Raw genomic sequence first — 25602 nt, forward strand, 5'->3', positions numbered from 1 at the left:
TTATAATTATTAAAGTCCTATTCGGAGAGTGAAAATGATTCGTTTGGGAGAGATGGGGGTATATCCATTGGCTAGATAGTCAGGATCATCTCCATTGAGCTTCTTATCGGCATAGAGTAAGGCTACATTAGTAGCTTGTAACTTAAGACTAAGCTGACGAATACGGCTATTCTGTAAAAATTCCCTATCAAAGGTATATCCTAAGGAAATTTCTTTCAGGCGAATATTATCTCCCTTGGCGATACGTACATCGGAATAATCATAGGTAAGATATGCCTGAGTTACATTCTTCCATCCTCCATATATTTTTTCATACATATAAGTTGTGTAAAGGCGAGGAATATTTGTTTTTTGTTCATCTCCTGCATATTGCCAACGGTTATTAAGCTCACGAGGTACATTGGTATAGTCATTATAGACATCGCTTACCCTCCTGAGTCGTACTACATTTCCATAAGAATAGGTGAGTACCACACCCAAGGAGAGTCCCTTATAATTAAAGGTATTGGTAAAACTTCCCTTATCAGTAGGAATGAGGGTTCCTGAATATTTTAGGAAATCCACATTCTGGCTATCAAAGCGAATATTACTAATAGTCGTATTGCCATCGGCATCTTGGAAAGTAGGAAGCCCTTTATTATTAAGCCCATTAAAAGGTACTGAGAAAAGGGATTTCAAGGGGTATCCTTCCTTAGCAAACCCTCCTGGTGAGGTAGCATCGGAAGAATTATACCCTACCATATCAGAGATATTGGGACTGGTAAGGAGCTTAGTCACCTCATTCTTGGCTCGAGAATAAACAAAGGAGGTTCTCCAAGAGAAATCCCCTCGCTGGATATTAGTGGTTTCCAAACCTAATTCAAGCCCTCGGATACGCATTTCAGCCATATTCCCTTTCTTAACAATATTTCCTCCCAATCCTTGAGTAATAATATCACCTATAAGGTCATAACTCCTACGATTGAACCAGTCTATAGAGATATTTATACGATCATCGAAAAGACCAAAAGCTGTTCCCAGGTTCAGTTCCTGATTTTTCTCATAGGTAAGGTTATGGTTAGCTTCATTACTAATGCGAAGTCCTATCTCCTGCTGAGAGGAATTTTTCCAAGGACGCGAAGTATAGATTTGAGAAAGAGAGTTGCTCACCGAAGGAGCTACTGCAGTTACTCCGAAAGAACCATATAAGCTCCAGTGAGAAAGAGGACTGAGATGCTTGAAGAAATTTTCTTGAGAGAGATCCCAACTAAGCCCTGTATTCCAAGTAGGCATCCAACGAATATAACGGGACTCACCAAACTGATTAGAAGCATCATAACGCAAAGTTCCTGTAAAAGTATAGCGGTTCTTGAATGTATAAGACGCATTTCCAAAGAAAGCCTGATAATTACTAATCGTATTATTGATTGCATAATACTTAGTGGCATCTTCTTCTTGGAATTTTTTGAATAACAGATAGTTATAGGTTCCATAATTCCCAGAGTTATAGAGGATTCCATAGTTTCTATTCACATCATTGGTATAACGAGCGTTATCCATATCAAATCCTCCAAATAAAGATACCAAGTGTAAGCCGTCTCTAAAGGAGTCATTATAGTTAAGGGTAGCCTTAAAGCTATTAGCTTGTTCTGTATTTTCTGTTTTTATACGAATACCCCCCTGAGTAAGTACCGGAATAGGTTGCGCAAAAGGATCATTGGGGTCTTTGTAAAGATAAGAATTATTATTTCTTACAATAGCATTGGGTATATAACGATAGGAAAGAGCTTCATTGGAGTTTTCTGTCTTTTCTTGGTTATATATAGAAGACTGGTAACGGATGGCTCCCATTACTACAGCCTCAAGCTTAGGAGTAATCTTCCAAGAGAGTTGTGCTTGGAGGCGCAAGGTGGCTATATCGGTATCCATATACGCATTCTCAATCTCATTGAAGATATTATAAGGCGTATAACGATGGGTATAGTATGCCTTAGGATCAAGGGTGCGAGAACGATTTAGTGCATACTTATAAAGTGAGCCTGTAGAGGAAATATAAGGAGAGGTTTCATCACGATAGGACAAGTCAGTAATAACATTCAGAGAAATTACCTTAGATAGGTTATAAATGGCATTGAGGTTCCCTGCATACTGAGCTAGCTTGCTCCCTTTTGTCCATCCTGGATCAGAGAGAAGGCTCAAGGAGGCATAATAAGAGGATTTCTCACTTCCTGAAGAAAATGAAAGTGTATGGTTCTGCATAATACTTGTTTGGAAAAGTTGCTTAAACCAGTCAGTATTTCTGCGTTCAGCAGCTTGCATATAAGCTAATCTCCCTGCTGCTGTATTGGGAACAACAGAGTTACCTTGTGCATTGAGGGTATTATAGAGCTCATACATCTTACCCATCACCCCTTTATCGGAAGAAAAGACCATATCATCTGCCTTAAAATGCCCTCCCTGTAGAAGTTCTTGAATAACAGACATTTGGTCTTTAGAATTCATTATATTATACTCTCCATAAGTAGGAATCAAGCGAAAAGTAGATTCGTTGGTATAGGTAAAAGAGCTACTTCCAGCAGTCCCCTTTTTGGTAGTAATCACCACTACCCCGGCGATGGCTCGAGGTCCATAGATGGCTGTTGCAGAAGCATCCTTAAGGACGTTAAAGCTCTCAATACTCTCAGCTGTAAGCCCTGGTATTGCTGAAGCAATGAGCATCTTGGCATCATCAGAGACAAGCTCCTCAGGCTTTAGGCTGATATCGTCCTGAAGAATCACTCCATTAAGCACCCAGAGAGGTTTTACTTCTTTTGCAATGGAAGTTTGCCCCCTTGTATTGGTATTCATAGGAGTATTCTTCTCTTTTTTCTCTGGCGTAGTTGTAGTTACTTTGTCTCCTTCCATAATAAGGTCCAGTACCGTTGTGGTAGGAGTTACCTCATAGGATTTCATTCCTTGTAAAGAAAAAATAAGGGTATCTCCCTTTGTAATCTCTATAGAATACTGCCCACTGAAATCGGTAACAGTACTATGAGAGGTATTCTTCACACTGATGAGTACCCCCACAAGAGGCTTAGCATTGGCATCCTTCACTATCCCCGTGAGAGTTTGCCTCTGTTGAGCTAAGGAGATATTTCCCATACTTAGGCAAAGAAATAACCCTAGCAGAAACTTGATTTTCAATATATTCATATCCTTAATTATAAGCACAATAATCCTTTCTATGAGGCTTATAGAAGAGATCTCATAGATAGAGCAAATATACAAAAAAAGAATTATCATACATATTCTTTAATTGTATTTTAACTAAAATGCTGTTTAATTAAAAAAATGAAGTCTTGGCAGCCTTAAAATTACAGATTTTTAAATCTTTTATTAGCAAAAAAAACTATTAATTATCCGATTTTTTGAGCTTTAGTAGGGAAGCATTCAGCTCAAATCCCAGAAGAAGAATGGTAGCATTGAGCCATATATATAATAGGAAGATGAGCAAAGCCCCTATAGACCCATACAGCTGATTATAGCGAGCAAAATGTTCTATATAAATCCCAAAACCATAGGTAGTAAGAATAAAAAGCAACAAAGTGAGCAATGAACCTGCCGAAAAGAAACGATTTCCTTTCTCAGGAGTACCAAAATGGAAAAGAATAGAAACACATAGGTAGGTTACTAGAATAAAAAACACCTTCTTAATCAGAGAAACCAGCCATTCCATTTGCTCAAATAGGGGCAATATCCCCAAACTGCGAACATACTCAAAGGCAAGCCAGAGAATCACTGAGAAAAGCAATACAAAGACCAAAAGCATAGCCACTCCCATTGAAATAAAATATTGCTGAATAACACCACGAGTTTGTTCTATATGATAAGAGGTTTCAAAGCCTCCAAAAACTGCGTTAATACCATTGGTAGTCAAAAAAATGGAAAGAATGAATACTGTAGAGAGTAAACCTGCTCGCTTTTTACTAGCAATATCCACGAAGATATCTTCAAAAAAAGAATGCGTCCCTGGAGGTAGGAGATTATCAATAAATACCCAAAAATCATTCTGAAAGTCCTCAATAGGAATATAAGGAATCAGATTCAGTACCACCAGTAAAAAAGGAAATATAGCTACAAAAAAACTATAGGAAATAGCACTTGCCCTATAGGTGAGAGCACCCCTAACAATCCCTATTGTATAGAGTACAAGGAGGTCATAGAGAGAAAAAGCCTGCTTTTTCCCCAAGGGAATCTGCTTAAAAAAATAAACTAATTTCTTTATCAAAGGAAGCGATTCTATATAGTCTTTCAGAGTTTTAGCCATTCATAAATTATTTGTTATACAGATATGAAAAGAACTCTTACAAAAGTATAAATACTTCTGTAAAAGTAGCTTTCTATTTCCTATTGTAAGCAAAGGTAATCTTACTAAGCCTGTTGCTTATGAAGCTTTCTCTCAGCTCGTTTCTCTTTGATACGCTCTATAATGGAACCAAAGAGCCAATAAGGAACCACATAGGTAAGAAGGAATATCATCAGCCAGAATCCCATTGTAGCCACTCCTAAGAAAGCTAGAAAGCCCAAATATTCTTGGAAAGAAAAATCTACTTGCATATTGTTGTTTTTAGTGAGGCAAAGATACAATCTTTTTCGAAATTAAAAACTCTTTTTTAAGAAAAATTTATTCCTATAGAAAAAAACAATACTCAAAGAGGCTGAAATAGATGAAAAATGTGTACTTTTGTGGCAAATTTTATATAAATGTCAAAAGGAGTTTTGCTCGTCAATCTGGGGTCTCCTGACTCCACCAAAGTGAGTGATGTAAGAAAGTACTTAGATGAGTTCCTGATGGATTCACGAGTAATTGATATGCCCTACCTGAGCAGGGCTTTGCTAGTCAAGGGGATTATCCTACATACACGCCCGAAGAAATCAGCTGCGGCCTATCAGAAAGTATGGACACCTGAGGGCTCCCCTCTAATAGTACATAGCCGTAAGCTCACCGAGAAGGTACAAGCACAAGTAACTATTCCTGTACGTATGGCTATGCGTTATGGAAACCCTTCTATCGCTTCAGCGATAGCTTCCCTAGCTCAGGAGGGCATTACAGAACTTTTCCTAATGCCTATGTATCCCCAATATGCGATGTCCACTACCGAGACTATTGAGGTACTCACCCAGAAGATTCTACGGAAGAAGTATCCGCATATACAGCTTACCTCTTTACCTCCCTTCTACAACCAACCTGAGTATGTCAGGGTACTAGTCTCCTCTATCAAGGAATACCATCGAGAGAATGAATACCTACTCTTCTCCTACCACGGGATACCCGAAAGACATATCCATAAGAGTGATGTTACCCATTCCCATTGCCAAATAGATGGTTCTTGCTGTAACACCCCCTCCCCTGCCCACGCTTACTGCTATCGACACCAGTGTTATGCCCTTACTGAGGCTGTCGCACAAGAACTAAAACTAGATAAAGACACCTATAGCGTGTCCTTCCAATCTCGGTTAGGAAGAGACCCTTGGCTACAGCCTTATACCGATGCTACCCTAGAAGCCCTTGCCAAAAAGGGTATCAAACAACTATCCGTAGTAACTCCTGCCTTTGTAGCCGACTGCCTAGAGACTCTCGAAGAGATTGCTATGGAGGGTAAAGAAACCTTCCTTGAGCACGGTGGAACAGACTATCATTGTATCCCTTGCCTAAATGAACGTGATGATTGGAGCCAAGTAGTAGCCCAATGGATCCAGAAATGGCAGGGTTATTAACAAAAATACATGAATTGTGTATAATTATTCCTGAATAAACATTTCTTTCATTTTTATGTTAAAAAACCGGTTTTATGTATGTCATAAAACCGGTTTTTTAATAAAATATACTGTTTTCTCTATCTTCTAGCCTGTTCATAACTCTGTGTATAAGGCTATTCTTCTAAAGATAGTTAAGAGGTTAGTTGGTCATTTGTGAAAAATTGATTACCTTTGCCCTATCAAATACCTAATCAAAAGTAAAAATAATGACTGTAATGTTAAACAAAACTAAGTAATTATGAGAAAAACTTTACGTATCTTAGCAACAATTTCGTTGCTCACAGTGGGCTTTCTGGGGGCTAGCTGTAACAAAAACGAGGCAGATGAGCCCGCCACAAGACCTCAGACAGGAGGTGTACAGGAAGTTACTACTGGTACAGGTGTGCCTAACAGTAGTTCTGGAAGGTATCAGCTTGATACCAATTCCCGTATTCTCTATGAGCGTTCTGGCGACAATAACTGGAGAGCTATTGCCTCCTTACCTTCCTATACTGGAGGAAAGGTGTATGTAAATCAGGGAGCTCTATCCAATAATGTAGGAAATGATGGAGATTACTATGTACGTACTGGACAGAATAATAAAGTATATCAAAAAATCAATGGGGCGTGGACTATTCCTGTAGATGAAATTTATATTGCTGACACCAACTTTAAGAATGCTCTCTTGCAGGGTACTGAAGGTATGGGATCAGTAGATAGTAATAATGATGGTAAAATCAGCCGTGAGGAAGCCAAAGCAGTAGGTGCCATCCGTGTTTCAGATAAGAATATCCGCTCCTTATCAGGAATAGAGTTCTTTGAAAACCTTCAAGTGCTAGAAGCTAGCAATAACCACCTAACTTCTGTAAGTCTCAATAACTTAACCAAGCTTACTAACATCGTCTTACTAGGGAACCAGCTTAGTGGGATATTGGATTTCTCTGCTTTAATTAACCTCAAAACAGGATCTGAAACCCAAATTCTTCGCAATGGTAACAACCCTGATATCGTACGTATTAAGGTAGCTACCCCCGCTAAAGCTGCGGCATTGAACATTGTAGAGAATACTCTTAAGTACAGTAGTACAGATGCTACAGACCGAAATATTGAGCTTGACCCTATCTTAAAAGCGGCTATTATTGAGTCATCAGGTCGTAGTATTGACCGAAACAATGATGGAGAAATTTCTATGGGAGAAGCTGAAGCTTACAGTGGAGGAATTACTGCTAGTGCAGAAGGAATTACTTCTTTCAGTGGGCTAGAATACTTTAAGAATGTTACCTCTATCTATATTTTACCTTCAAGTGGGCAAAATACTCTTGCTGATGGAAAGAGAAAGATTTCCCTTACAGGGCTTTCTGCTCTTCACACTCTTACCATCTCCACTTCTACCCTTGAGGAAATAGAGCTTAAGAACTTACCTGTACTGAAAACGGTAAGATTGGTTAACAATAGTATCAATAAGGTATCTTTTGATAATACACCCTTAGTAGAGGATCTCTCTCTAGAGCGTAACAACCTTACAACTATTGATAATAATATCTTCAGTGTGCTTACTAAGCTTACCAAGCTGAACTTATTAGGCAACCGAATTACAGGTTCTATCAACCTTACCCCGCTAATTACAGATCTCTCTTCTGTAGCTGGTAATTTCCAGATAATGAGAACTTGTCGTGAATGTACTAAGAGCAATAATCCTGATGAGATTATTGTAAAAACAGCAGCGGAAGCTTCTGCTCTTAACACTGCCGATAGCACAGGAAAATATAGAGCTCAGAACAATGGTTCTGGAGATAGTACTACAGCTCTTACTATTCCTAACCGTCGCTTGAAAACTCTTCTGATTCAAAAGCTACAAAGGATTGACCGTGCTACCTATTTCAGATATACCGATAGCAACGAACTCTTCCAAGCTGATCTAGATAAAATCATTGATGAATTCACTGTAGATAATGGAGTTACAAACCTAGAAGGAGTTCAGTACTTGCGTAAAGTAAAGAAATTAATACTCTTTAATGAAGGGGGAACTACCATTGATGTTAGCAACCTTGCTCTACTTGAAGAGATACAACTAGGAGGAGTCATTGCCACCATCACCGGAAGCAACCCTACCCTTAAGACAATTGTAATTCCTAGCAATAGGAATATTACCAAGTTAAACCTTCTTGGCTTTAGCAATATCACTACCATTAGTACTGTTGAGGATAGCAATAACCGCTTGCCAATTACTTGTATTGCGGTTCCTGCTAGCCGAGTAGATGCTGTAAAAAGCAGCTTAAGAGATTGGCACAAGAACAAAGTTCAAACTACTACTTGTAATTAGGTTTTTGATATATTACTTTTTGAAAAGGCTACCCCATAAGAGGTAGTCTTTTTTATTATCTAACTATTGGCAATATAATAATTATTTTGTATTTTTGCCAATTAAATTAATCACTTTGTTTATGGAAGAAAATACACAAAACCCAGAGGCATTCTATGCCAAACTCAAGAATGAATTAGAGCAAACCACTGTATTCCCTTGTGAATACCTTTATAAGTTTATCCTCCCTGATCTAGCAGAGAATAGAGAAGCGCTCCACGCAGTATTTCTCAACTCCAATGCACTGATTACTGAGAAGCCCTCCTCTGGTGGTAAGTACATTGCCTATTCTGTACGCCTTGTGCTCTCTTCTGCTGATGAGGTTATCCATTACTACCAAGAAGCGGGCAAGATCAAAGGGATTATCTCTTTATAAACTTAGTATTACCAATGAAAGTATTACTCACTCCTTTACATATAAGCCTCTGTATATTGGCTTTCCTACTAAGCTCGTGGAATAGTCAAGGACAGACCAATGAAGAACTCTTTGCTCAGGCAGGAAGTGCTTACCAGCGAGAGGACTGGCAGGAAGCAATAGACCTCTACCAGAAGATTCTCCACCGTAAGTATACCTCTGCTAGCCTATACTATAATCTAGCCAATGCTCATTATAAAAAAGGAGAAATTGCCCCTAGTATCTATTACTATGAAAAAGCCCTACAGCTCGCTCCTAAAGACCCAATGATTCAAACCAACCTTACCTATGCCCAACGGATGTGTTTGGACAAAATTACGCCCGTTCCTAAGCTCTGGACAACACGCCTGATGGAAAGCATCAGCTGGGCAGAAAGCCCTACAGGATGGGCTATTTGGGCAATTATAACTCTATGCCTAGGAATAGGAGCTTTCTTATGGTACTATTTTACTCAGCGTATCTGGATGAAACGATTAAGTTTTACCCTATTTATCCTATGCTTAGTATGCTCTTTAGGATGTTATTTCTTGGGACGTATAGTAAGCCATTATACTCTCGAAAATGACTTTGCTATCTTATTCGAGAAGGAAGTACGCTTTTATGAAGCCCCTAACACCTACAGCAAAGAAGCTTTTTCCTTACACGAAGGCACTAAAGTAGAAATTATAGACACCTTTGAGGATTGGTGTAAGCTAAAAATAGCTGACGGACGTACTGGATGGGTTAAGAAAAGCACCTTAAGAACATTGTAACCAACCATAAGAAACATTGGAGTACATCTCTGCACTCCAATGCTTCTACTATACAATTTTTACGATGATTTCAGAACCAAAAACAGAACCCCATAATTGATATAAAAAGAATACTTACGATATTCAACCAGAACCCAGCCCTGACCATTACCTTCTGAGGTAGCATTCCTGTTCCAAAAGCAATTGCATTGGGGGGAGTAGCTACCGGAAGCATAAAAGCACAGGAGGCTCCTATTCCAATAATCATTGCTAACCCTAACGGATTCATTTGTAACTCTTGTGCAATAGAGATAAATATAGGCACTAGAAGAGCTGCGCTAGCGGTATTGGAGGTGAATTCGGTAAGGAAAATGATAAATGTTGCCACCAAAAGTGCTATCAAGAAGTGATGATTTCCTTGAACCAAGAATACAATCCATCCTACCATCGCTTTACTTGCTCCTGAACTTCCCAACACTGCACTTAGCGTAAGTCCACCTCCGAAAAGGAGCAATACACCCCAATCCGTATTTTCTTGTACTTGTTTCCAGCTTACTATTCCAAAAACACATACTAAAGCTGCCGCTACCAAAGCAATAATACTATCAAAGTCTCCCATTGGCTTGATACCAAAAAGTCCTGCTATAAATGGATTGAGTTGAGTAGAAAAAATCCAGCACAAAGCAGTTGCTACAAAGATGATAATAGCTCCCCATTGCTTAGCATTTAATGACGTTTCTTTCTCTTCCTCCTGCTCAAAACGCAAATGAAGCTTGGGACGAAAAACAATATACAAAACTAATACCATTAAGGGTAATAGTCCCGCTACTATAGGCATTCCATACCATAACCATTGCTGAAAGGTTACTCCTAAGTTAGAAGAAACAATTGCATTAGGCGGACTCCCCACTAGAGTACCCATTCCTCCAATACTAGAACTATAAGCAATTCCTAGGATAACAAACCAATAAGTAGATTTATTCTCCTCATAAGGAAGCTTCCTAAGCATCCCTATCCCCAAAGGGATCATCATCGCCGCTGTGGCAGTATTGCTTATCCCCATAGAAAGCAAAGCCGTAGTAAGGAACAAAAGTAAGATAGCTATCAGGAAATTTCCCTTGGCTAATGAAAGTACCTTATGTGCAATGTACTTATCCAGCCCCTGTGTAGAAAGCGAAGCTGCTAAAGCAAAACCTCCAAAGAACAGAAATATGGTAGGATTCGCAAAATGCTGCAAAGCAGGCTTAGTCTCTACTAACCCCAAGACAATGGCTAAAATAGGCACCAAAATCGCCGTGACAGTGATATGAATTGCCTCTGTAAGCCACAGTATCGCTACCACTACTAATAAGGCAAGCCCCTTACGGGTTTCCAACGGATAGGGAAGCCACCATAGAAGTGCACACCCTATAATTAGCGCCAATAGCAGTATCCCTGCTCGCTTGGCAATGAACAGATGTCCTTTCATTTGTATAATGTTTTTGTAGGACAAATATACTACTTTTTCTTGTTTTTTGCGTTGTTTTTCGTGATTTTTTTATAAAAAAAATGTATCTGAAAGAAAATGAATTTCTTACAAATACATTCGTTATATTTATTTTGTTATTTATTGTTAATATTTTTCACAAACTATCAGTTGCTATATCCCTAAAATGCCCTTTTACATCATACAAAATACCTCCTTCGGAGAGCAACTCCTGTATAGGAAGCGATTGAAATTGCTGGTGAGCTACACAAAGAATAATCACCTGATATTTTCTTTTAATTTGAGAAAAATCTGTTTCTATTTGCACCTCATATGCCTGCTTTGCCTCTTGCGAGTTTACCCAAGGATCATAAAGAGTTTGTTCTACAGAGTATTCCTGTAAAGCGTGATAAATATCTATCACTTTCGTATTACGCATATCTGGACAATTCTCCTTAAAAGTGAATCCCATTAGCAAGATTCGCGCCCCCTTAACCTGCATTCCCTTCTTACACATCTTCTTAATTACCTGTTGGGCTATATAACCTCCCATTCCGTCATTAATCTTACGTGATTCCATCATCAGGCGAGGGGAAAGTCCGTGGAGCTTTGCTTTCTGAATTAGGTAATAAGGATCTACTCCTATACAATGTCCTCCTACTAGCCCCGGGCGAAAGGGAAGGAAGTTCCACTTACTTCCAGCGGCGGCTAATACTGCTTGGGTATCTATCTCCAGAATATTGAATATCTTAGCAATTTCATTCATAAAAGCGATATTCACATCTCGTTGCGCATTTTCTATAACCTTCGCAGCTTCAGCAATTTTTATACTCCCTGCTGGATAGGTCCCCCCCTCTAGTACAGTATTATACAGCCAATCTATTTCTTGAGCAATAACAGGCGTAGAACCTGAGGTAATCTTACAGATATTCTCTACTGTATGTGCCTTATCACCAGGGTTAATCCGTTCAGGAGAATACCCTACAAAGAAGCTTTCGTTATACTTTAGTCCTGAGGCTTTGGCAAGAATAGGCACACATACCTCTTCGGTAACCCCTGGATATACAGTGGATTCATAAATAACAATTGCACCTTCCTTAAGATACTTTCCTACGGTCTGGCTAGCAATCTCAAGCGGACGTAAGTCAGGCTGCTGGTAGAGGTCTATGGGAGTAGGTACCCCTATGATATATACATTACAACCTTCAAGGATATCTGGGTCGTTGCTACACTGCAAATGGGTAGAGAGACGCTCTTGGATAACCTCTGTAGGGATTTCTCCTGTATGATCTACTCCTTTGAGGAGTGCTTCTACCCGTTCTTTCTTAGGGTCATACCCCCGTGTAGGATACTTCTTGGCAAACAAGCAAGCTAGAGGGAAGCCTACATATCCCAATCCAATGAGCCCTATCTGATATGTTTTCATCATTCACTATATACTTGGTCATAGATCAAGTCCCCATCCTGACAATACTCCTTGATATGCTCCTCTAGGTAAGTACGTACCTCGTCCTTATAGGCTTTGGGGTAGAGTACGTGTATATTAGCCCCTGCATCTAGGGTGAAGCATACAGGTACCTGAGTACTCATCCGGTAGTACCACAGTTGTTCTATAGCTGCTAGGGTATTAGGACGCATTAGGATATAATAGGGGTTAGAAGTCAGCATCATTGCGTGTAGGCTTAGGGCTTCACTCTCCACCAACTGACCGAAAGCACTTAGGTCACCACTCTTAAGGATATCCTTAAGCAAACTGATATTACGGCGAGCTTGTACAAAGCGTGCCTGTGCATAAGGGTGATCATACATCAGCTTATGCCCTGCTGAACTACTCACAGGCTTCTGTCCTTTATCTATGAGTAAGATTGTATCCTGATATTGGTCAAATACTTCGTGGATTTCTCCCATAGGTACCCCATAAAGGTCAGAACTATCAGGAACATCCCTATGCTCACCCCAAATCACTACACTCCCTGTAACACTCCTACAGGCACTCCCCGAACCCAAACGAGCTAGGAAAGAGGTTTTTTCATAAAAATAAACCTCACTCATCTCCGGACAGAAGAGCTTTTCTATCTTCATCAAGCATACAGCCAATGCTGCCATTCCACTCGCTGAAGAGGCAATTCCTGAACTATGAGGAAATGAGTTGCGAGTACGGACAATAAAATAATAATCCCTCAGAAAAGGCATATAGTTCCGTATCCGAGTGAAGAAAGTCTCTATTTTAGGTAGAAAGTTCCCCTTAGGTTCCTCATCAAAGAAAAAATCTATCTGAAAACTCGTAGTAAAATCTGTTCTAGGGGCAAACTCCACGGTTGTATCTGTATAGGATTCACTTAGAGTGAAGCTAATAGAGGGATTCTCTGGAATTTGTTCCTCTTTCTTGCCCCAATATTTCACCAGAGCTATATTACTTGGAGCACGATGTTGCACCTTACCACGTTCTATACGTTGTGAATAGGATTTAGGGATAAATTGGTCTATAAACATTCTTGCACTGTGTTTTAAAGGTCAGAATCAGGGGCAAAAATACAAAAAATATCTTTCTCCACACTCCTCCCTTTTCACTAATTTTATCCTGTATAATTCCCTAGGTTATTTCTCTAGAATTACTTTCTTAATTTTACGAGGGAGTTTCCTTTTATCTATCTGATAATCAGCTACACAAGAAGCTTTTAGATATATATATTTTCCTTCTATACGCCCTTGAATCTTCCCTGAAGGTTTTTTATTATTCAACAAATAATAAGGATATCCTGTATTAAACTTTCCATACAGAATTAAGGGATGTTCCTCTCTCATTAGGGTAAGACTTGTGGAATCACCCGCTCGCTTACGCGCCGTATAGTATAACGGACTATAGGGAGAACTGATAGAATCCTGCTCCATCTGAATCAGTACATCGCCTACCTGCACTCCCATTCGCTTTGCAGTAGCCGTGTCACTCTTAAAGCCTGCTACACGTACTCCTACGCCTCGATAACTGTAATCATACTTAAGTCCAAAATCAGCCTTATTATTTTGTATTTTATATTTGTAGGAAGTATGCCATTGTGCTTTGGTAGCTGAGGTATCTATCTTCTTAAGAGTAAGCCAGCCTATACTTGTTTTTCCCTGAGAAGAGCTCTCCAAGGAAATTTCTGTAAGAAAAGTACGCTGATGGGTATTAATAAAAGATAATAAAGCTGGCTTCTCCATTGCAAAATAGCTCATATCGTGCCCCCCTGCCAAAGGTCGGAAAGTAACATGAGGATTATAGGCTTTTAGGTAATTAGCAGCTGCCTCCATCTGCTCCAAAGGGTAGAGTATATCCTCTTGTGTATTAATGACATACATTGGTTTTCCATTCATATTTTCTGGATATATTCCTTCTTTACCAAGCATACTAGCCACCTTGATACTCCCGTTCATAGGAATAAAACCTGCAAAAGGGTCAGGTGTAGTCATTGCTAGGTAGAATACCCCTGAACCTCCATCTGAGAAACCTGTCAAAAATACCCGCTCAGGATCGGCTACCCCATTCCACTTAAGCTGTTCTATCTCACCCAGTAACATTTGAGTCCCTACAGGGTCAAACCAAGAAGCCTTTTGTTCTCCAAAGGGAAAAAGCAGACAGAAATTTCCCTCATCAGCAAGCGCTACCCAAGGAGACTTGCGAGCATACTCTACAGGGTCTTTTTTCACTCCTGAAGCTCCTATACCTCCGTGAAGGAATACTACCAGCGGCCGTGCTGTTTTTGAAGTTCCTGCAGGAGTATATACTACGTAAGGGCGAGACACTCCATCAGAACACGCCCACTGGCGGAGGTCAAACTGTTGCCCCCATATCCCATTACTATACAGAACTAGTCCCCAACAGAACCAGCACCATTGATTCCATAAATATATTTTCATAATACCAAAGATTTACGTTTTATTTAGACGAATTTTATCTACAAAAATACGTTTTACTTTCTGAATATCCAAATCTTTTTCTAATTCTTTAGTATCTCCAAAAATTCCTTAAAGTAGCTTTGAGAAATAAAATTACAAGATTCTTGCAAAATCTCACGGTTTTTACTATTCCTATCTGACCTTAAAAGTAAGGAGCCTATTTGCTCTAGGACAAATAGGCTCCTTATAGATTTTACTTAGCCTTATTTCTAATAAGAATACCTTTCCTCATCAGTTCCTCCTGTTAAAGTCTCTTGAGCTCCTGTAAAGTATTGTATTTTTAATTTTGTAGGATATCCTCTGTTATCTTTTTCTACTACCTTATACTTCTCTCCAATGATATTTCCACCATTAATGATGGTTTGCTTTTTTAGTTGATTCTTGCTATAGAATTGTTGATCAAAAGGTTTGATTTCATTAGGAAATTCACTATTGATAAGCCAAGATAATTCACCATAATAGGGATTTTTCACATCTGTAAAATATTCATATACATTGGTCAGTTCCCTCATTATATTTTCCCCTATTTTGACTACTTCTATTTCTTTGACTATATTCCCTTCTGAAAGAGTATAGGTATAAGTATGAACAATTTTATTACCCCCCTCTTCTTGCTCTTTTTTAGCGATTACGGTAGTGGCATCAGGATAAGTATAAACATATTCACCTTGTGATGAGCCGTGTTTGTAGAGTTTTCCATCTTGATATTCAAATGAGTAAGTCTGACCTCCGTATTTCACAGTGGTGAGCTTATTTTCTGCATTATAGGTCAATTCAGCTGTTTGACCGTTTTCTTTGATTTCCTTTGGTAATTTCTTTCCTGAATAATAGATAAACTCTCTTGTACTATAAGCAGCTCCTTCTTGACCATTATTTACACTTTTAATCTCACTTTTTGTAGGCAAGCCTTCTGCATTAAAGGTGAAAACTTGCTTTTCATAGTTTGTTGTAAAACCCTCATTTCCTTCGTGTAATTCACGAGGAAATATAGTACCTTGTTCTTGAACAACAGGTTGTTGTGGCGTATTGTCATCGTTTTTACCGCAAGCAGCTACAAGGGCAGCTATACTTGCAAAGAGAAATAACTTTTTCATTTTTTCAAATTTTAATTTATAAATTATCAAGGCAAAAATAAATATTTTTTCTTAAGAAAAATCTATAAAAGCCCCCTTCTCTCGTATTTTCAAGCACGAGATGTAAGAATTTGTATCTGAACTGTCTTTTTTATCAAAATTTTAACTTCATTGATAGAAAATAAAATTGCGAGATTTTTGTAAAATCTCGCAATTTTAGCTTAGCTACTCTATATTATTAATAACCATATACTTTTATTTTTAAAGCAATACCTGCTTGCTTTTGAATAATTTTAGTAGGTTTATTCTGTGCATTTTTTTGAATTTCATAATCATTAAATGCATCTTTTTTGAGTACATTTTCACTATTGAGTACAAAAGGACTCTCCACAGAAGCTAGAATATTATCATATTCATCAGCAGCAATACCGTGTCTAGGATTGAATAATTGAGCTATATAGGTCAAATAAATATATTTGTTATTCAAGTCATTCACTGCTTCAGTATCATATTCAAGATTAGTAGGTACTCCCAAAGAAGGTTCTTTAACTACTTTAGTTACATTTTTTTCTGTATAAGTATAGATGTATTTGACTGTTGCACCACTTTTTTGTACTGTAAGTGTATTACCTGTATAAGTAAAAGTAGCTTCCCATTCTTGCCCATCCCAACCATCAGCACCTACGTGCTTTTTCTTAATAATACGACCTTGGTCATCTAAAGTAATTTGATAAGTATCTACTGTATTTTCATCATCACCACGTTTACGGATGATTTTATCTAATTTGTTGTTTTGATAGGAAAAGGTATATATGTAAATATTACTGTCATTTTCTCCGGTTTGTACCTTAAAGGTTTTAAGATTAGGACCTTCGTATTCAAGGGTACTAGTTACTTTATAGTTAGGAGCTTCGAGAACTTCCCATCCTTTAAGTAGGTTATTTTCTACCTTGTAAGTAGTGGTTCTTAACAAACTACTTTCAGATTCTTCTCTGTCATACTCTTTAATAGTTTTTACAAATCCTGCAGGCACAGGAGTAGGAGTTGTCTATTGGGTTTGCTGTCCACCACCTTGTCCGCCTTGATCAGGGGGAGTAGGGTTGTTGTCATCATTTTTACCGCAAGCAGCTACAAGAGCAGCTACACTTGCAAAGAGAAATAATTTTTTCATTTTTTTAAACTTTAATTTCTAAATTGTTAGGGCAAAGGTAAACATTTTTTCTTAATAAAAATCTATAGAAGAGCTCCTTATCCTATTTTTAAGCACGAAATGTAAGAATTTGTGCCTGAACAGTTATTCTTATTAAAATTTTAACTTTTAATCTTTAGTATTCATTATAACTAGTGATTACTGATAAATACCTATACAAAAGAAGAGGCTCCCCAGTAAGGAGAGCCTCCAGTTGTTTTAACCTATATAAATTAGTAGTGAAAAATATGTTAGTAATGGAAATGTTCACTCTCACCCATCAGTGGATGACGCTCTTCTACCAATGGTGCTTTGGTAAGTGTATGGAACACTATATAGGTAAAGAGCCCAAAGAAGAACAATACGCTTCCTATTTCGCCTGCGCCTATACTCCATTGATCTCCTACTGTAGCAGGCATAATCATATTATAGAAATCTAAATAATGTCCCATAAGAATGATTACAGCCATTGTTCCTACTACCCAAGGCTTACGTTTGATGTCTGAATCTACTAGGATAAGTAGAGGCAATAGGAAGTTAATAGCTAACATTCCTAAAATTACAGGCTCAAAATCATTCAACCTAGTGATAAAGTAGGTTATTTCCTCTGGAATATTAGAATACCAATAAAGTAGGTATTGTGAGAACCAAAGATAAGTCCAGAAGATAGAGAAACCAAAGAGATATTTTGCCAAATCATGTAAATGGCTATCATTTACTTCTTTTAAATATCCTTGTGATTTAAGGCTTACTGTTACCAAAATAATAGCTGCTACAGAAGCTGTAATAAAGCTACCAAATACATACCATCCAAAGAGAGTACTAAACCAGTGAGGATCTACACTCATTATCCAGTCCCAAGACATCATTGATTCGGTAACTAGGAAGAATACCAAAAAGCCTGCTGACCACTTAAATGCCTTTACAAAAGGACGATTATCAGTAGCTATATCCTGTGCTTTAGAGAACTTGCGTACTAGCTGACGATAGCCTATCCATCCTAGCAAATAGACAGCTGCACGCCCTAAGAAGAAAGGTACATTTAGGTAACCTGTCTTTCCTTGGATAACTGTATCGTGGGCTACCACTTCTGGATCCATCCAGATAAACAAATGGTTCCAATGCAAGCCACTAGCTACTAGCAACAAGAAAAAGATAGCTCCTCCTATAGGTAAGTAACCTGTAATCCCTTCCATTACTCTAAAAAGAATTGGGGACCAGCCTGCCTGAGCTGCACGATTGATAGCATAAAATGCCAATACCCCTAAGCTAATAAGCAAGAAGAACAAAGCCGCTACGTAGAGGGCTGCCCAAGGCTTATTCTGTAATAGGTGTAACACGTGATGAGCGTGCTCCACATCGTGACCAGCGTGTTCCCCTAAGGCTTCTACACTACTAGGAGTAGAGAGGAAACTATAGCCTATTCCTAAAAGTCCCACTACCATACTGAGGATGGCGACTAATTTGATTTTTTTTGAAAACAAATACATAATTTCTTATTTCTGAGTGGGTTATTTATTCAAGAGTTTATTTCTAAGTTGTTCTACATAGAGGGCTACTTGCCAACGTTCGTCCTGTGTAAGCTGTGAAGCATAGGAACCCATTGAGTTACGTCCGTGATAGATCACATAGTAGATGCTTCCCTGAGTAAGATCTAGGTTCTTATAATTGGGCACTCCTAAGAACTTATCTCTCTGTACAAGAATCCCTTGTCCATCTCCCTCTGCACCGTGGCACACCATACAATAGATGTTAAAGAGAGCTGCTCCTGCCTTTATATTTTTTTCTAAAGAAAGGCTATCAGCTTTCAAAGGATTTATAAGGTTAGCCTTAGCATTTTCATATCCTTCATTGGTATTGGGGTATAGAAAAGGCATCCAACCTCTCTTGATGGTATTTTCAGGAGGAAGTTGTGCTTCCATTCCACCTTTAAGGGCTTGATTTCCTTCAGGTGCCTCCTGATAGGTCTCATAGCCTACAGGAAAGTACATATCGGTATCTGCCATATATTGGTAGTTCGGCCTATCCTTACGAAAGCAAGAAGTCAGCATAATTCCTACTGCCAAAAGGGCAATTATATATCTTTTTCTCATATCTGTATTGCTTTTTTGTCGGCTATTTTCACTTCTACAGCCCCTGTTGTTTCCAAGAGCTTTACAAGATCCTGATCATTCCCTGTTGAAGCTATTTCCATTAGGAAGTGGTCATCAGTGGTACGTGGATCTGGATTCTCTGCTTTTTTATAAGGATAGAGCTTACTACGCATATAGAAGCTGATGACCATTAAGTGTGCAGCAAAGAAAATTGTCATCTCGAACATTACAGGAATAAAAGCCGGTAAATTATCGATATAGCTGAAATTAGGTTTTCCTCCTATATTACGAGGCCAATCCTCTATCATTATATAATTCATCATCAGGATAGCTACTGTAAGTCCTATACAGCCATATACAAATGAAGCTATCGCAAGACGGGTATGCTTAAGCCCCATCGCTTTATCTAACCCGTGAACAGGAAAGGGCGTATATATCTCTTCTATCTGAAGATTTGCTTGGCGCACTTTCTTGACAGCATCCATCAGGATGTCATCATCGTTATAGATTGCTTGTACTACTTTCTTACTCATCATTAATGGGAATTATGTGGGTTAGCATCTCTTAATTTTTTATATTTCTCCCCTGAAGTCTTCAGGATTGATTTTACTTCAGCCTGAGCTATTACTGGGAAAGTTCTTGCATAGAGCAGGAAGAGGACAAAGAAGAATCCTATTGTTCCTGTATATACTCCCATATCTATTACTGTAGGTGAGAACATTGTCCAAGAAGAAGGAAGATAATCCCTATGGATAGAGGTAACGATAATCACAAATCGCTCGAACCACATCCCTATATTCACTACAATGGAAATACAGAATGAGAAGAGGATACTACGACGTAACTTCTTAATCCACATAAATTGTGGAGAGAATACATTACAAGTCATCATCATCCAGTAAGCCCACCAGTAAGGTCCTGTTGCACGGTTAAGGAATGCATATTGCTCATATTCTACTCCTGAATACCACGCTACAAAGAGCTCAGTAATATAAGCACATCCTACAATAGATCCTGTGATCATTACCACTAGGTTCATCAGTTCTATATGCTGGAGGGTGATATAGCTCTCTAGGTTACATACTTTTCGCATAATAATTAGCAAGGTATTTACCATTGAGAACCCTGAGAAGATAGCTCCCGCTACGAAGTAAGGAGGGAATATGGTAGTATGCCATCCTGGAATTACTGAGGTAGCAAAGTCAAAAGATACAATTGTATGCACAGAAAGTACCAATGGAGTTGCTAAACCTGCCAATACTAGAGAGACTTCTTCAAAACGTTGCCAGTCCTTAGCACGACCACTCCAACCAAAGCTCAAGAGACTGTATATTTTCTTTTGGAATGGCTTAATTGCTCTATCACGAAGCATCGCGAAGTCAGGAAGCAAGCCTGTCCACCAGAATACCAAAGATACGGAAAGATAGGTAGAAATAGCAAATACGTCCCACAAAAGAGGTGAATTAAAGTTTACCCATAAGGAACCAAATTGGTTCGGAATAGGCATTGTCCAGTAAGCCAACCAAGGACGTCCCATATGGATAATTGGGAAGATTCCCGCCTGTACCACCGAGAAGATGGTCATCGCCTCTGCAGAACGGTTAATCGCCATTCTCCATTTCTGACGGAAAAGTAACAATACTGCTGAAATCAAGGTTCCGGCGTGACCAATACCTACCCACCATACAAAGTTGGTGATATCCCAAGCCCAACCTACAGTCTTATTCAGTCCCCAAGTACCAATCCCTGTGGATACGGTATAGACAATACAGCCCAATCCCCATAGGAAAGCGGAAAGAGCAATAGTAAATACTATCCACCAAAGACGATTGGCTTTGCCCTCTACAGGGCGTGCTATATCCACCGTAATATCGTGGTAGGTCTTCTCCCCTACTATCAGTGGATTTCGTATAGGTGCTTCGTAATGCGATGCCATATTTTTTTAATTATCAATTATTAATTGTTATTTCTTACTTTTACTTGATAGAATACATTTGGACGCGCTCCTACGTGTTCTAATAGGTGATACATACGTTTATCCTCGCTAAGAGCTACAATAGGATCTGCTGGATTATTGACATCTCCAAAAGTCATTGCCCCTGTACCACAAGCAGCAGCACACGCACAAGCATCATTGAATTCTCCTACTTTTACTTCTCGGTTTTCTCGCTTAGCACGTAGGATAACAGCTTGAGTTTCTTGGATACAGAAAGAACATTTCTCCATTACACCACGTGAACGTACCACTACATCTGGATTCAGTACCATCTTACCATAATCATTATTCATATGGTAATCGAATTCATTATTATTGCTGTATAAGAACCAGTTAAATCTACGTACTTTATACGGACAGTTATTAGCACAATAACGAGTTCCTACACAACGGTTATAAGCCATATGGTTTTGTCCTTGTACCCCGTGAGAAGTAGCTCCTACAGGACACACAGTTTCACAAGGAGCATTATTACACTGCTGACACATTACAGGCTGGAAAGCTACCTGTGGATTATCGGAAGGCGTTTCCATCTCTCCAAATGTAGAAAGAGCCGCTCCTAAGCCACTGATACCCTCTACTTTCTGGTCATCTTGTGCAAAAGTCTCTTCTGAAGAATAATAACGGTCTATACGTAACCAATGCATATCTCTAGAACGTCTTACCTCGCTCTTACCTACTACAGGTACATTGTTTTCAGCATGGCACGCAATTACACACGCTCCACAACCTGTACAAGCATTTAGGTCTATTGATAGATTAAAGAAATGTCCTGTACTCTGGTCAAACTCCTTCCATAGGGTTACTGAAGTTGCTTTTACTTCCTTATGGTCTAAGGATACTTCTGGTTTTTTATTCCACTCCTCTGGACTCTTGGTAACAAATTCCTCAAGAGTAGTTTCCTTAATGATATCTCCACGACCCATTAGGGTATTGTGAAGCTGTACACAAGCATATTCGTGAGTACCTTCTGCTTTCTTAATAGAAGCTACAGCTTGTACGTTGTTAAAGTTATGATAGAGGACATAAGCATTTACCCCTACTTGCATCTCTTTTTGCATACCTGCTTTACGCCCGTAACCAAAAGCTAAACCTACAGAGCCTTTAGCTTGTCCTGGCTGAATAAGTACAGGTACTTTAAGCCTAACTTGTCCTACCTGAATCTCTGCATAATCCCCATCCAAGGCACCATTGGCTACGTGCCAATTCTTAATACCTAGTTCTTTAGCATCGGCAGCAGACATTGTAAGATAGTTATCCCAGCTTACACGAGTAATTGGATCTGGAAGTTCCTGTAACCAAGGGTTATTAGCTTGTTGCCCATCTCCAAGACCTGTTTTTGTATATAAGGTAAGTTCAAAACCTTGAACAGGGGTAGCTGTAAGTGCGGACAACATAGGTGCTACATCTTGCACTGGAGATTTCTCTGCCAATATATATTCTTTTGCTGAGCGATAGAATCCATCATGCTGAGCTTTTTCCCAAGCATATCCCTCGGCAAGGATATTTGCTTTCCAGAAATTCTTTATATATTCATAGTAATTTGCTTCCTTACCACTCCACTTGAGTAAGGCTTCTTGTAACTGACGGGTATCAAAAAGCGGACGGATAGTAGGCTGCATTAGTGCGTAATAATCTTCTCGCATCTGTACATCTCCCCAAGATTCTAAATAGTGAGGTGCTGCTGCCAAATAGGTAGTTTTCAAGGCTGTTTCATCTGCTCGAAGAGAGAAAGCCACCGAAGTGACCTTGCTAAGTCCTGTTTCGAAAGCCATTGCATCAAGAGGATAAAGTGTATAAAGTGGATTCACATTTGCTGTGATGAGCACCCCTACCTTACCTACATTCATATCAATAAGGAGTTGCTTAAGAGCAGCACTATTTCCTTGACGGATATATACTGGATGACTATAGTCAAAGGCTGTACTGTGAAGTACCTCTTCGTTGATTTCAAGAACAAGGCTTTGTGCATTCACATCCTGAATACCCGTTACCACTACTGCTTTACCTCCAGCCTTTTTAGCCTGGTCAGCAGCTTTCTTTACCATTGCCTCTGCTCGCTCAGGAAGTTCTCCTCCTACGTTCTTTCCAGTAAGATAACCATAGAACTTTGCTAAAGCTACCTTTAGTTGTGAAGGCTTCAGAGCTACACGGGTATCAGCATTTGCCCCTGTAAGAGACATATTACTTTCAAATTGGTAGTGCTTGGACATCTTGCCCTCTTTAGTTGGGATACGTCCTTTTGCATAGTCCTCCTCATAGCCTCCTTGCCAATCAGCTATAAAATCTGCACCAAAAGAAACTATAACCTCAGCCTTGCTAAAATCATAATCCGCTAAGGCACGGAAGCCATATTTCTTTTCAAAAGCCAATACTGCCGCCTCTTCAGAGACTGCGTCATAGATTACATGCTTTGTATTGCTATATTTCTCAGTAAATTCTTTGATAAGAGCTGTTGTAGAAGGACTTGCAAGAGTACCTGTAAGAAGTACTATCTGCTTGTCTTGTGCTTGTGCCTCATTAAGTGCTTTTACAACTGCTCCATCTAGTGTATCCCAAGTGATAGATTCACTACCTTTCTGAGGTCCTTTAGCGCGATAGCTATCATACATAGTAAGTACAGATGCCTGTACACGAGCATTCCCACAACCACGATAGGAAGCCTCACGATTATTTTCTATCTTGATCGGGCGTCCTTCTCTGGTTTTTACCAAAACAGAGGCAAAATCGAACCCATCAGCAATTGTAGTGGCATAGTAATCAGGAATTCCTGGACGTATCTGCTCTGGAAGAACTACATAAGGAATTGCCTTATGCACAGGTCCTTCACAAGCCGCCAAAGCTGCTGCCGCTGTGGTAAAACCTACATATTTTAGAAAATCACGACGTGTAGTGGAGGACTCCTCCATTACTTCTTTATTTGACAAAAATTCGTGTTCGCCTGAGTAAAGCGTAGGGAGCTTATCTACAAACTCATTCTGCTGAATTTGGTCTATTACTGGATTATTCGTATCCAGTTCCTCTACACTTCTCCAATATTTTTTTTCTGATGACATTTTCTTAATTGTTAATGGTTAATTGTTAATGATTAATGTTCAATAATTTAGTCATTATTCATTACTCATTATTAATAATGGCATTTACCACATTCTAATCCACCAAGCTCAGCGATAGTAAGTTTTTCTTTGTTATATTTCTTAGCTAGCTGTTCGTGGATTTTCTCATAATAAGGATTAGCATTATCCACTTCAGTAGTACGGTGGCAGTTGATACACCAACCCATTGTAAGAGGTGCGTGCTGTTCTACTATTTCCATTGTTTGTACATCACCGTGACACTGTTGGCAAGCTACTCCTGCTACAGTTACATGCTGAGAGTGGTTGAAGTATACGTGCTCAGGGAGGTTATGAATACGGGTCCATTTCACAGGTTTTTGTACACCTGTATAGCTCATATTATCAGGATCCCAACCTACTGCTTGGTAGAGTTTTTGGATTTCTCCATCATAGAATTCCTTAGTATATTGCTCAGTTACAGGACCTGTATATTCATCTATAGTTTTATGACAGTTCATACATACATTCAGCGAAGGAATACCTGCTGTCTTAGAGGTACGAGCTGCTGAGTGACAGAACTTACAATCTATCTGATTATCCCCTGCGTGAATCCTGTGAGAATAGTGTATTTCTTGGATAGGCTGATACCCCTGATCAATCCCTACTTGCATCAGATAACCAAAGGCAAAATAGGTAGAAGAGAAGAAAAGTATAGCAATAACAGCCCCTATGATAAGTTTATTTTTAGCAAATATATTCCAAAGAGGATAATACTTACTAGTCTTGAGGTATTCCTCATTATTATTTTCTTTAGCAAGCTTACGTATCTCACGATTAGACTTGATAATCACAAAAACCAAAGCTAATAGTGCAACTACTGATCCAATAAGCAATACCAAAGAAAGGCTACTTCCTTTATCTGCTACTGCTACAGGAGCTTGCTCTGTAGTAGCTTCTGTCTGTGCAACTGCTTCTTGTGCTGGTGCTTCTGGAGCTGGAGTAGCTGCTTCCGCCTTAGCTGGGTCAGTTACATAAGCAAGGACATTATCTATATCCTCATCTGAGAGAATGCTCTCATAGGCAAGCATAGGTACTTTGTTGTATTCCTCGAATACAGCAACCGCATCCTTATCTCCTGCATCTATAAGGCTCTTACTATTCTTGATCCACTTGTGTAACCACTCCGTAGATCGTCTCTGGGTAACGCCATCCAAAGGAGGCCCCACGAGCTTCTTCCCATCGAGCTTATGACAAGCAGCACAGTTCGCCTTGAAAAGGTCTTTCCCCTTCATAGGATCCCCCTCAGCTCCTTGCCCAAACATTTGTACAGGCAGTAACATTGCTAAAAACAACATTGCCAGTAACTTACACGCCTTATGGTTGGTATGCTTTTCCATATAAAAAAGTTATTTTTCTTAAAATACGCTTGTTTTTCTTTTGATTTTTCTTATATAAAATGTGTGTATCTATCACGGTGCAAAAATAAAACTTCTTAATGAAATTCAAAAGAAATCTTTTTACTTAGAACT

Annotated in this window: 20 protein-coding genes; 4 read left to right on the plus strand and 16 right to left on the minus strand. The window is 39.1% G+C overall.

Annotated elements, in window-relative coordinates; genetic code table 11:
- Positions 1-9: 9 nt before the first annotated feature.
- From RYK20_RS04495 to RYK20_RS04505, 3 genes are all read right to left on the minus strand, one after another.
- Positions 10-3171: a SusC/RagA family TonB-linked outer membrane protein gene (locus tag RYK20_RS04495; protein ID WP_314894561.1), complete on the minus strand. Its 3162-nt coding sequence runs from the start codon at positions 3169-3171 to the stop codon at positions 10-12.
- Between the two features lie 199 nt (positions 3172-3370).
- Positions 3371-4285: a YihY/virulence factor BrkB family protein gene (locus RYK20_RS04500; protein WP_314894562.1), complete on the minus strand. Its 915-nt coding sequence runs from the start codon at positions 4283-4285 to the stop codon at positions 3371-3373.
- A gap of 104 nt (positions 4286-4389) precedes the next feature.
- Positions 4390-4575 carry a hypothetical protein gene (locus tag RYK20_RS04505; protein WP_297978126.1) on the minus strand — a complete coding sequence of 62 codons (186 nt, stop codon included), beginning with the start codon at positions 4573-4575 and terminating at the stop codon, positions 4390-4392.
- A gap of 147 nt (positions 4576-4722) precedes the next feature.
- On the opposite strand from RYK20_RS04505, the gene hemH reads away from it, so the two are divergent.
- The 4 genes from hemH (at position 4723) to RYK20_RS04525 (ending at position 9286) form a co-directional block, all read left to right on the plus strand.
- Complete coding sequence (hemH, locus tag RYK20_RS04510) at positions 4723-5736, plus strand: ferrochelatase (protein ID WP_314894563.1); 1014 nt, start codon at positions 4723-4725, stop codon at positions 5734-5736.
- 280 nt (positions 5737-6016) lie between these two features.
- Complete coding sequence (locus tag RYK20_RS04515; RefSeq protein WP_314894564.1) at positions 6017-8080, plus strand: hypothetical protein; 2064 nt, start codon at positions 6017-6019, stop codon at positions 8078-8080.
- A 121-nt stretch (positions 8081-8201) separates the two neighbouring features.
- A complete protein-coding gene (locus RYK20_RS04520) occupies positions 8202-8495 on the plus strand; it encodes a DUF493 family protein (protein ID WP_314603049.1) in 294 nt (97 codons plus the stop codon).
- Positions 8496-8509: 14 nt separating this feature from the next.
- Positions 8510-9286 carry a tetratricopeptide repeat protein gene (locus RYK20_RS04525; RefSeq protein WP_314603050.1) on the plus strand — a complete coding sequence of 259 codons (777 nt, stop codon included), beginning with the start codon at positions 8510-8512 and terminating at the stop codon, positions 9284-9286.
- Positions 9287-9356: 70 nt separating this feature from the next.
- Here the strand turns inward: RYK20_RS04525 and RYK20_RS04530 are convergent, their stop codons facing one another.
- The 13 genes from RYK20_RS04530 to RYK20_RS04590 all read right to left on the minus strand — a co-directional run bounded on the left by RYK20_RS04530 (position 9357) and on the right by RYK20_RS04590 (position 25470).
- Positions 9357-10733, minus strand: a complete 1377-nt coding sequence (locus tag RYK20_RS04530) for a DASS family sodium-coupled anion symporter (RefSeq protein WP_311455661.1) — start codon at positions 10731-10733, stop codon at positions 9357-9359.
- 154 nt (positions 10734-10887) lie between these two features.
- Complete coding sequence (locus RYK20_RS04535) at positions 10888-12156, minus strand: nucleotide sugar dehydrogenase (protein ID WP_314894579.1); 1269 nt, start codon at positions 12154-12156, stop codon at positions 10888-10890.
- On the minus strand, positions 12156-13223 hold the full coding sequence (locus RYK20_RS04540; RefSeq protein ID WP_314894565.1) for a diphosphomevalonate decarboxylase: 1068 nt from the start codon (positions 13221-13223) through the stop codon (positions 12156-12158). Before RYK20_RS04540 ends, RYK20_RS04535 begins: the two co-directional genes overlap by 1 nt.
- Before the next feature lie 105 nt (positions 13224-13328).
- Positions 13329-14627 (minus strand): PHB depolymerase family esterase, encoded by a 1299-nt coding sequence (locus RYK20_RS04545; RefSeq protein ID WP_314894566.1) that lies wholly within the window; start codon positions 14625-14627, stop codon positions 13329-13331.
- 248 nt (positions 14628-14875) lie between these two features.
- Positions 14876-15760 carry a hypothetical protein gene (locus RYK20_RS04550; RefSeq protein WP_314894567.1) on the minus strand — a complete coding sequence of 295 codons (885 nt, stop codon included), beginning with the start codon at positions 15758-15760 and terminating at the stop codon, positions 14876-14878.
- A 217-nt stretch (positions 15761-15977) separates the two neighbouring features.
- The gene (locus RYK20_RS04555; RefSeq protein WP_314894568.1) at positions 15978-16772 is read right to left on the minus strand and encodes a hypothetical protein; all 795 of its coding nucleotides are present in this window, start codon (positions 16770-16772) and stop codon (positions 15978-15980) included.
- A 15-nt stretch (positions 16773-16787) separates the two neighbouring features.
- Positions 16788-16910 carry a hypothetical protein gene (locus RYK20_RS04560; protein ID WP_314894569.1) on the minus strand — a complete coding sequence of 41 codons (123 nt, stop codon included), beginning with the start codon at positions 16908-16910 and terminating at the stop codon, positions 16788-16790.
- Between the two features lie 269 nt (positions 16911-17179).
- On the minus strand, positions 17180-18418 hold the full coding sequence (locus RYK20_RS04565; RefSeq protein WP_297980021.1) for a quinol:cytochrome C oxidoreductase: 1239 nt from the start codon (positions 18416-18418) through the stop codon (positions 17180-17182).
- Positions 18419-18439: 21 nt separating this feature from the next.
- Positions 18440-19021, minus strand: a complete 582-nt coding sequence (locus RYK20_RS04570; RefSeq protein ID WP_311455654.1) for a cytochrome c — start codon at positions 19019-19021, stop codon at positions 18440-18442.
- Complete coding sequence (locus RYK20_RS04575; RefSeq protein ID WP_311455653.1) at positions 19018-19554, minus strand: DUF3341 domain-containing protein; 537 nt, start codon at positions 19552-19554, stop codon at positions 19018-19020. The genes RYK20_RS04570 and RYK20_RS04575 overlap by 4 nt, the downstream gene beginning before the upstream one ends.
- Positions 19555-19556: 2 nt before the next feature.
- Complete coding sequence (gene nrfD, locus RYK20_RS04580) at positions 19557-20957, minus strand: NrfD/PsrC family molybdoenzyme membrane anchor subunit (protein WP_311455651.1); 1401 nt, start codon at positions 20955-20957, stop codon at positions 19557-19559.
- Between the two features lie 20 nt (positions 20958-20977).
- On the minus strand, positions 20978-24073 hold the full coding sequence (locus RYK20_RS04585) for a TAT-variant-translocated molybdopterin oxidoreductase (protein ID WP_314894570.1): 3096 nt from the start codon (positions 24071-24073) through the stop codon (positions 20978-20980).
- 71 nt (positions 24074-24144) lie between these two features.
- A complete protein-coding gene (locus RYK20_RS04590; RefSeq protein WP_314603056.1) occupies positions 24145-25470 on the minus strand; it encodes a c-type cytochrome in 1326 nt (441 codons plus the stop codon).
- Positions 25471-25602: the final 132 nt, after the last annotated feature.

This window comes from uncultured Capnocytophaga sp., assembly GCF_963525585.1.
In the GTDB taxonomy this organism is placed as follows: Bacteria; Bacteroidota; Bacteroidia; order Flavobacteriales; family Flavobacteriaceae; genus Capnocytophaga.

What these genes read in the sequence shown, in the direction of transcription:
- hemH (WP_314894563.1), top strand. Translation starts at nt 4,723, where the DNA reads ATGTCAAAAGGAGTTTTGCTCGTCAATCTGGGGTCTCCTGACTCCACC.
- RYK20_RS04550 (WP_314894567.1), bottom strand. Translation starts at nt 15,760, where the DNA reads ATGAAAAAGTTATTTCTCTTTGCAAGTATAGCTGCCCTTGTAGCTGCT.
- RYK20_RS04500 (WP_314894562.1), bottom strand. Translation starts at nt 4,285, where the DNA reads ATGGCTAAAACTCTGAAAGACTATATAGAATCGCTTCCTTTGATAAAG.
- RYK20_RS04590 (WP_314603056.1), bottom strand. Translation starts at nt 25,470, where the DNA reads ATGGAAAAGCATACCAACCATAAGGCGTGTAAGTTACTGGCAATGTTG.
- RYK20_RS04575 (WP_311455653.1), bottom strand. Translation starts at nt 19,554, where the DNA reads ATGAGTAAGAAAGTAGTACAAGCAATCTATAACGATGATGACATCCTG.
- RYK20_RS04520 (WP_314603049.1), top strand. Translation starts at nt 8,202, where the DNA reads ATGGAAGAAAATACACAAAACCCAGAGGCATTCTATGCCAAACTCAAG.
- RYK20_RS04525 (WP_314603050.1), top strand. Translation starts at nt 8,510, where the DNA reads ATGAAAGTATTACTCACTCCTTTACATATAAGCCTCTGTATATTGGCT.
- RYK20_RS04540 (WP_314894565.1), bottom strand. Translation starts at nt 13,223, where the DNA reads ATGTTTATAGACCAATTTATCCCTAAATCCTATTCACAACGTATAGAA.
- RYK20_RS04530 (WP_311455661.1), bottom strand. Translation starts at nt 10,733, where the DNA reads ATGAAAGGACATCTGTTCATTGCCAAGCGAGCAGGGATACTGCTATTG.
- RYK20_RS04565 (WP_297980021.1), bottom strand. Translation starts at nt 18,418, where the DNA reads ATGTATTTGTTTTCAAAAAAAATCAAATTAGTCGCCATCCTCAGTATG.
- RYK20_RS04505 (WP_297978126.1), bottom strand. Translation starts at nt 4,575, where the DNA reads ATGCAAGTAGATTTTTCTTTCCAAGAATATTTGGGCTTTCTAGCTTTC.
- RYK20_RS04515 (WP_314894564.1), top strand. Translation starts at nt 6,017, where the DNA reads ATGAGAAAAACTTTACGTATCTTAGCAACAATTTCGTTGCTCACAGTG.
- RYK20_RS04495 (WP_314894561.1), bottom strand. Translation starts at nt 3,171, where the DNA reads ATGAATATATTGAAAATCAAGTTTCTGCTAGGGTTATTTCTTTGCCTA.
- nrfD (WP_311455651.1), bottom strand. Translation starts at nt 20,957, where the DNA reads ATGGCATCGCATTACGAAGCACCTATACGAAATCCACTGATAGTAGGG.
- RYK20_RS04535 (WP_314894579.1), bottom strand. Translation starts at nt 12,156, where the DNA reads ATGAAAACATATCAGATAGGGCTCATTGGATTGGGATATGTAGGCTTC.
- RYK20_RS04585 (WP_314894570.1), bottom strand. Translation starts at nt 24,073, where the DNA reads ATGTCATCAGAAAAAAAATATTGGAGAAGTGTAGAGGAACTGGATACG.
- RYK20_RS04570 (WP_311455654.1), bottom strand. Translation starts at nt 19,021, where the DNA reads ATGAGAAAAAGATATATAATTGCCCTTTTGGCAGTAGGAATTATGCTG.
- RYK20_RS04545 (WP_314894566.1), bottom strand. Translation starts at nt 14,627, where the DNA reads ATGAAAATATATTTATGGAATCAATGGTGCTGGTTCTGTTGGGGACTA.
- RYK20_RS04560 (WP_314894569.1), bottom strand. Translation starts at nt 16,910, where the DNA reads ATGAAAAAATTATTTCTCTTTGCAAGTGTAGCTGCTCTTGTAGCTGCT.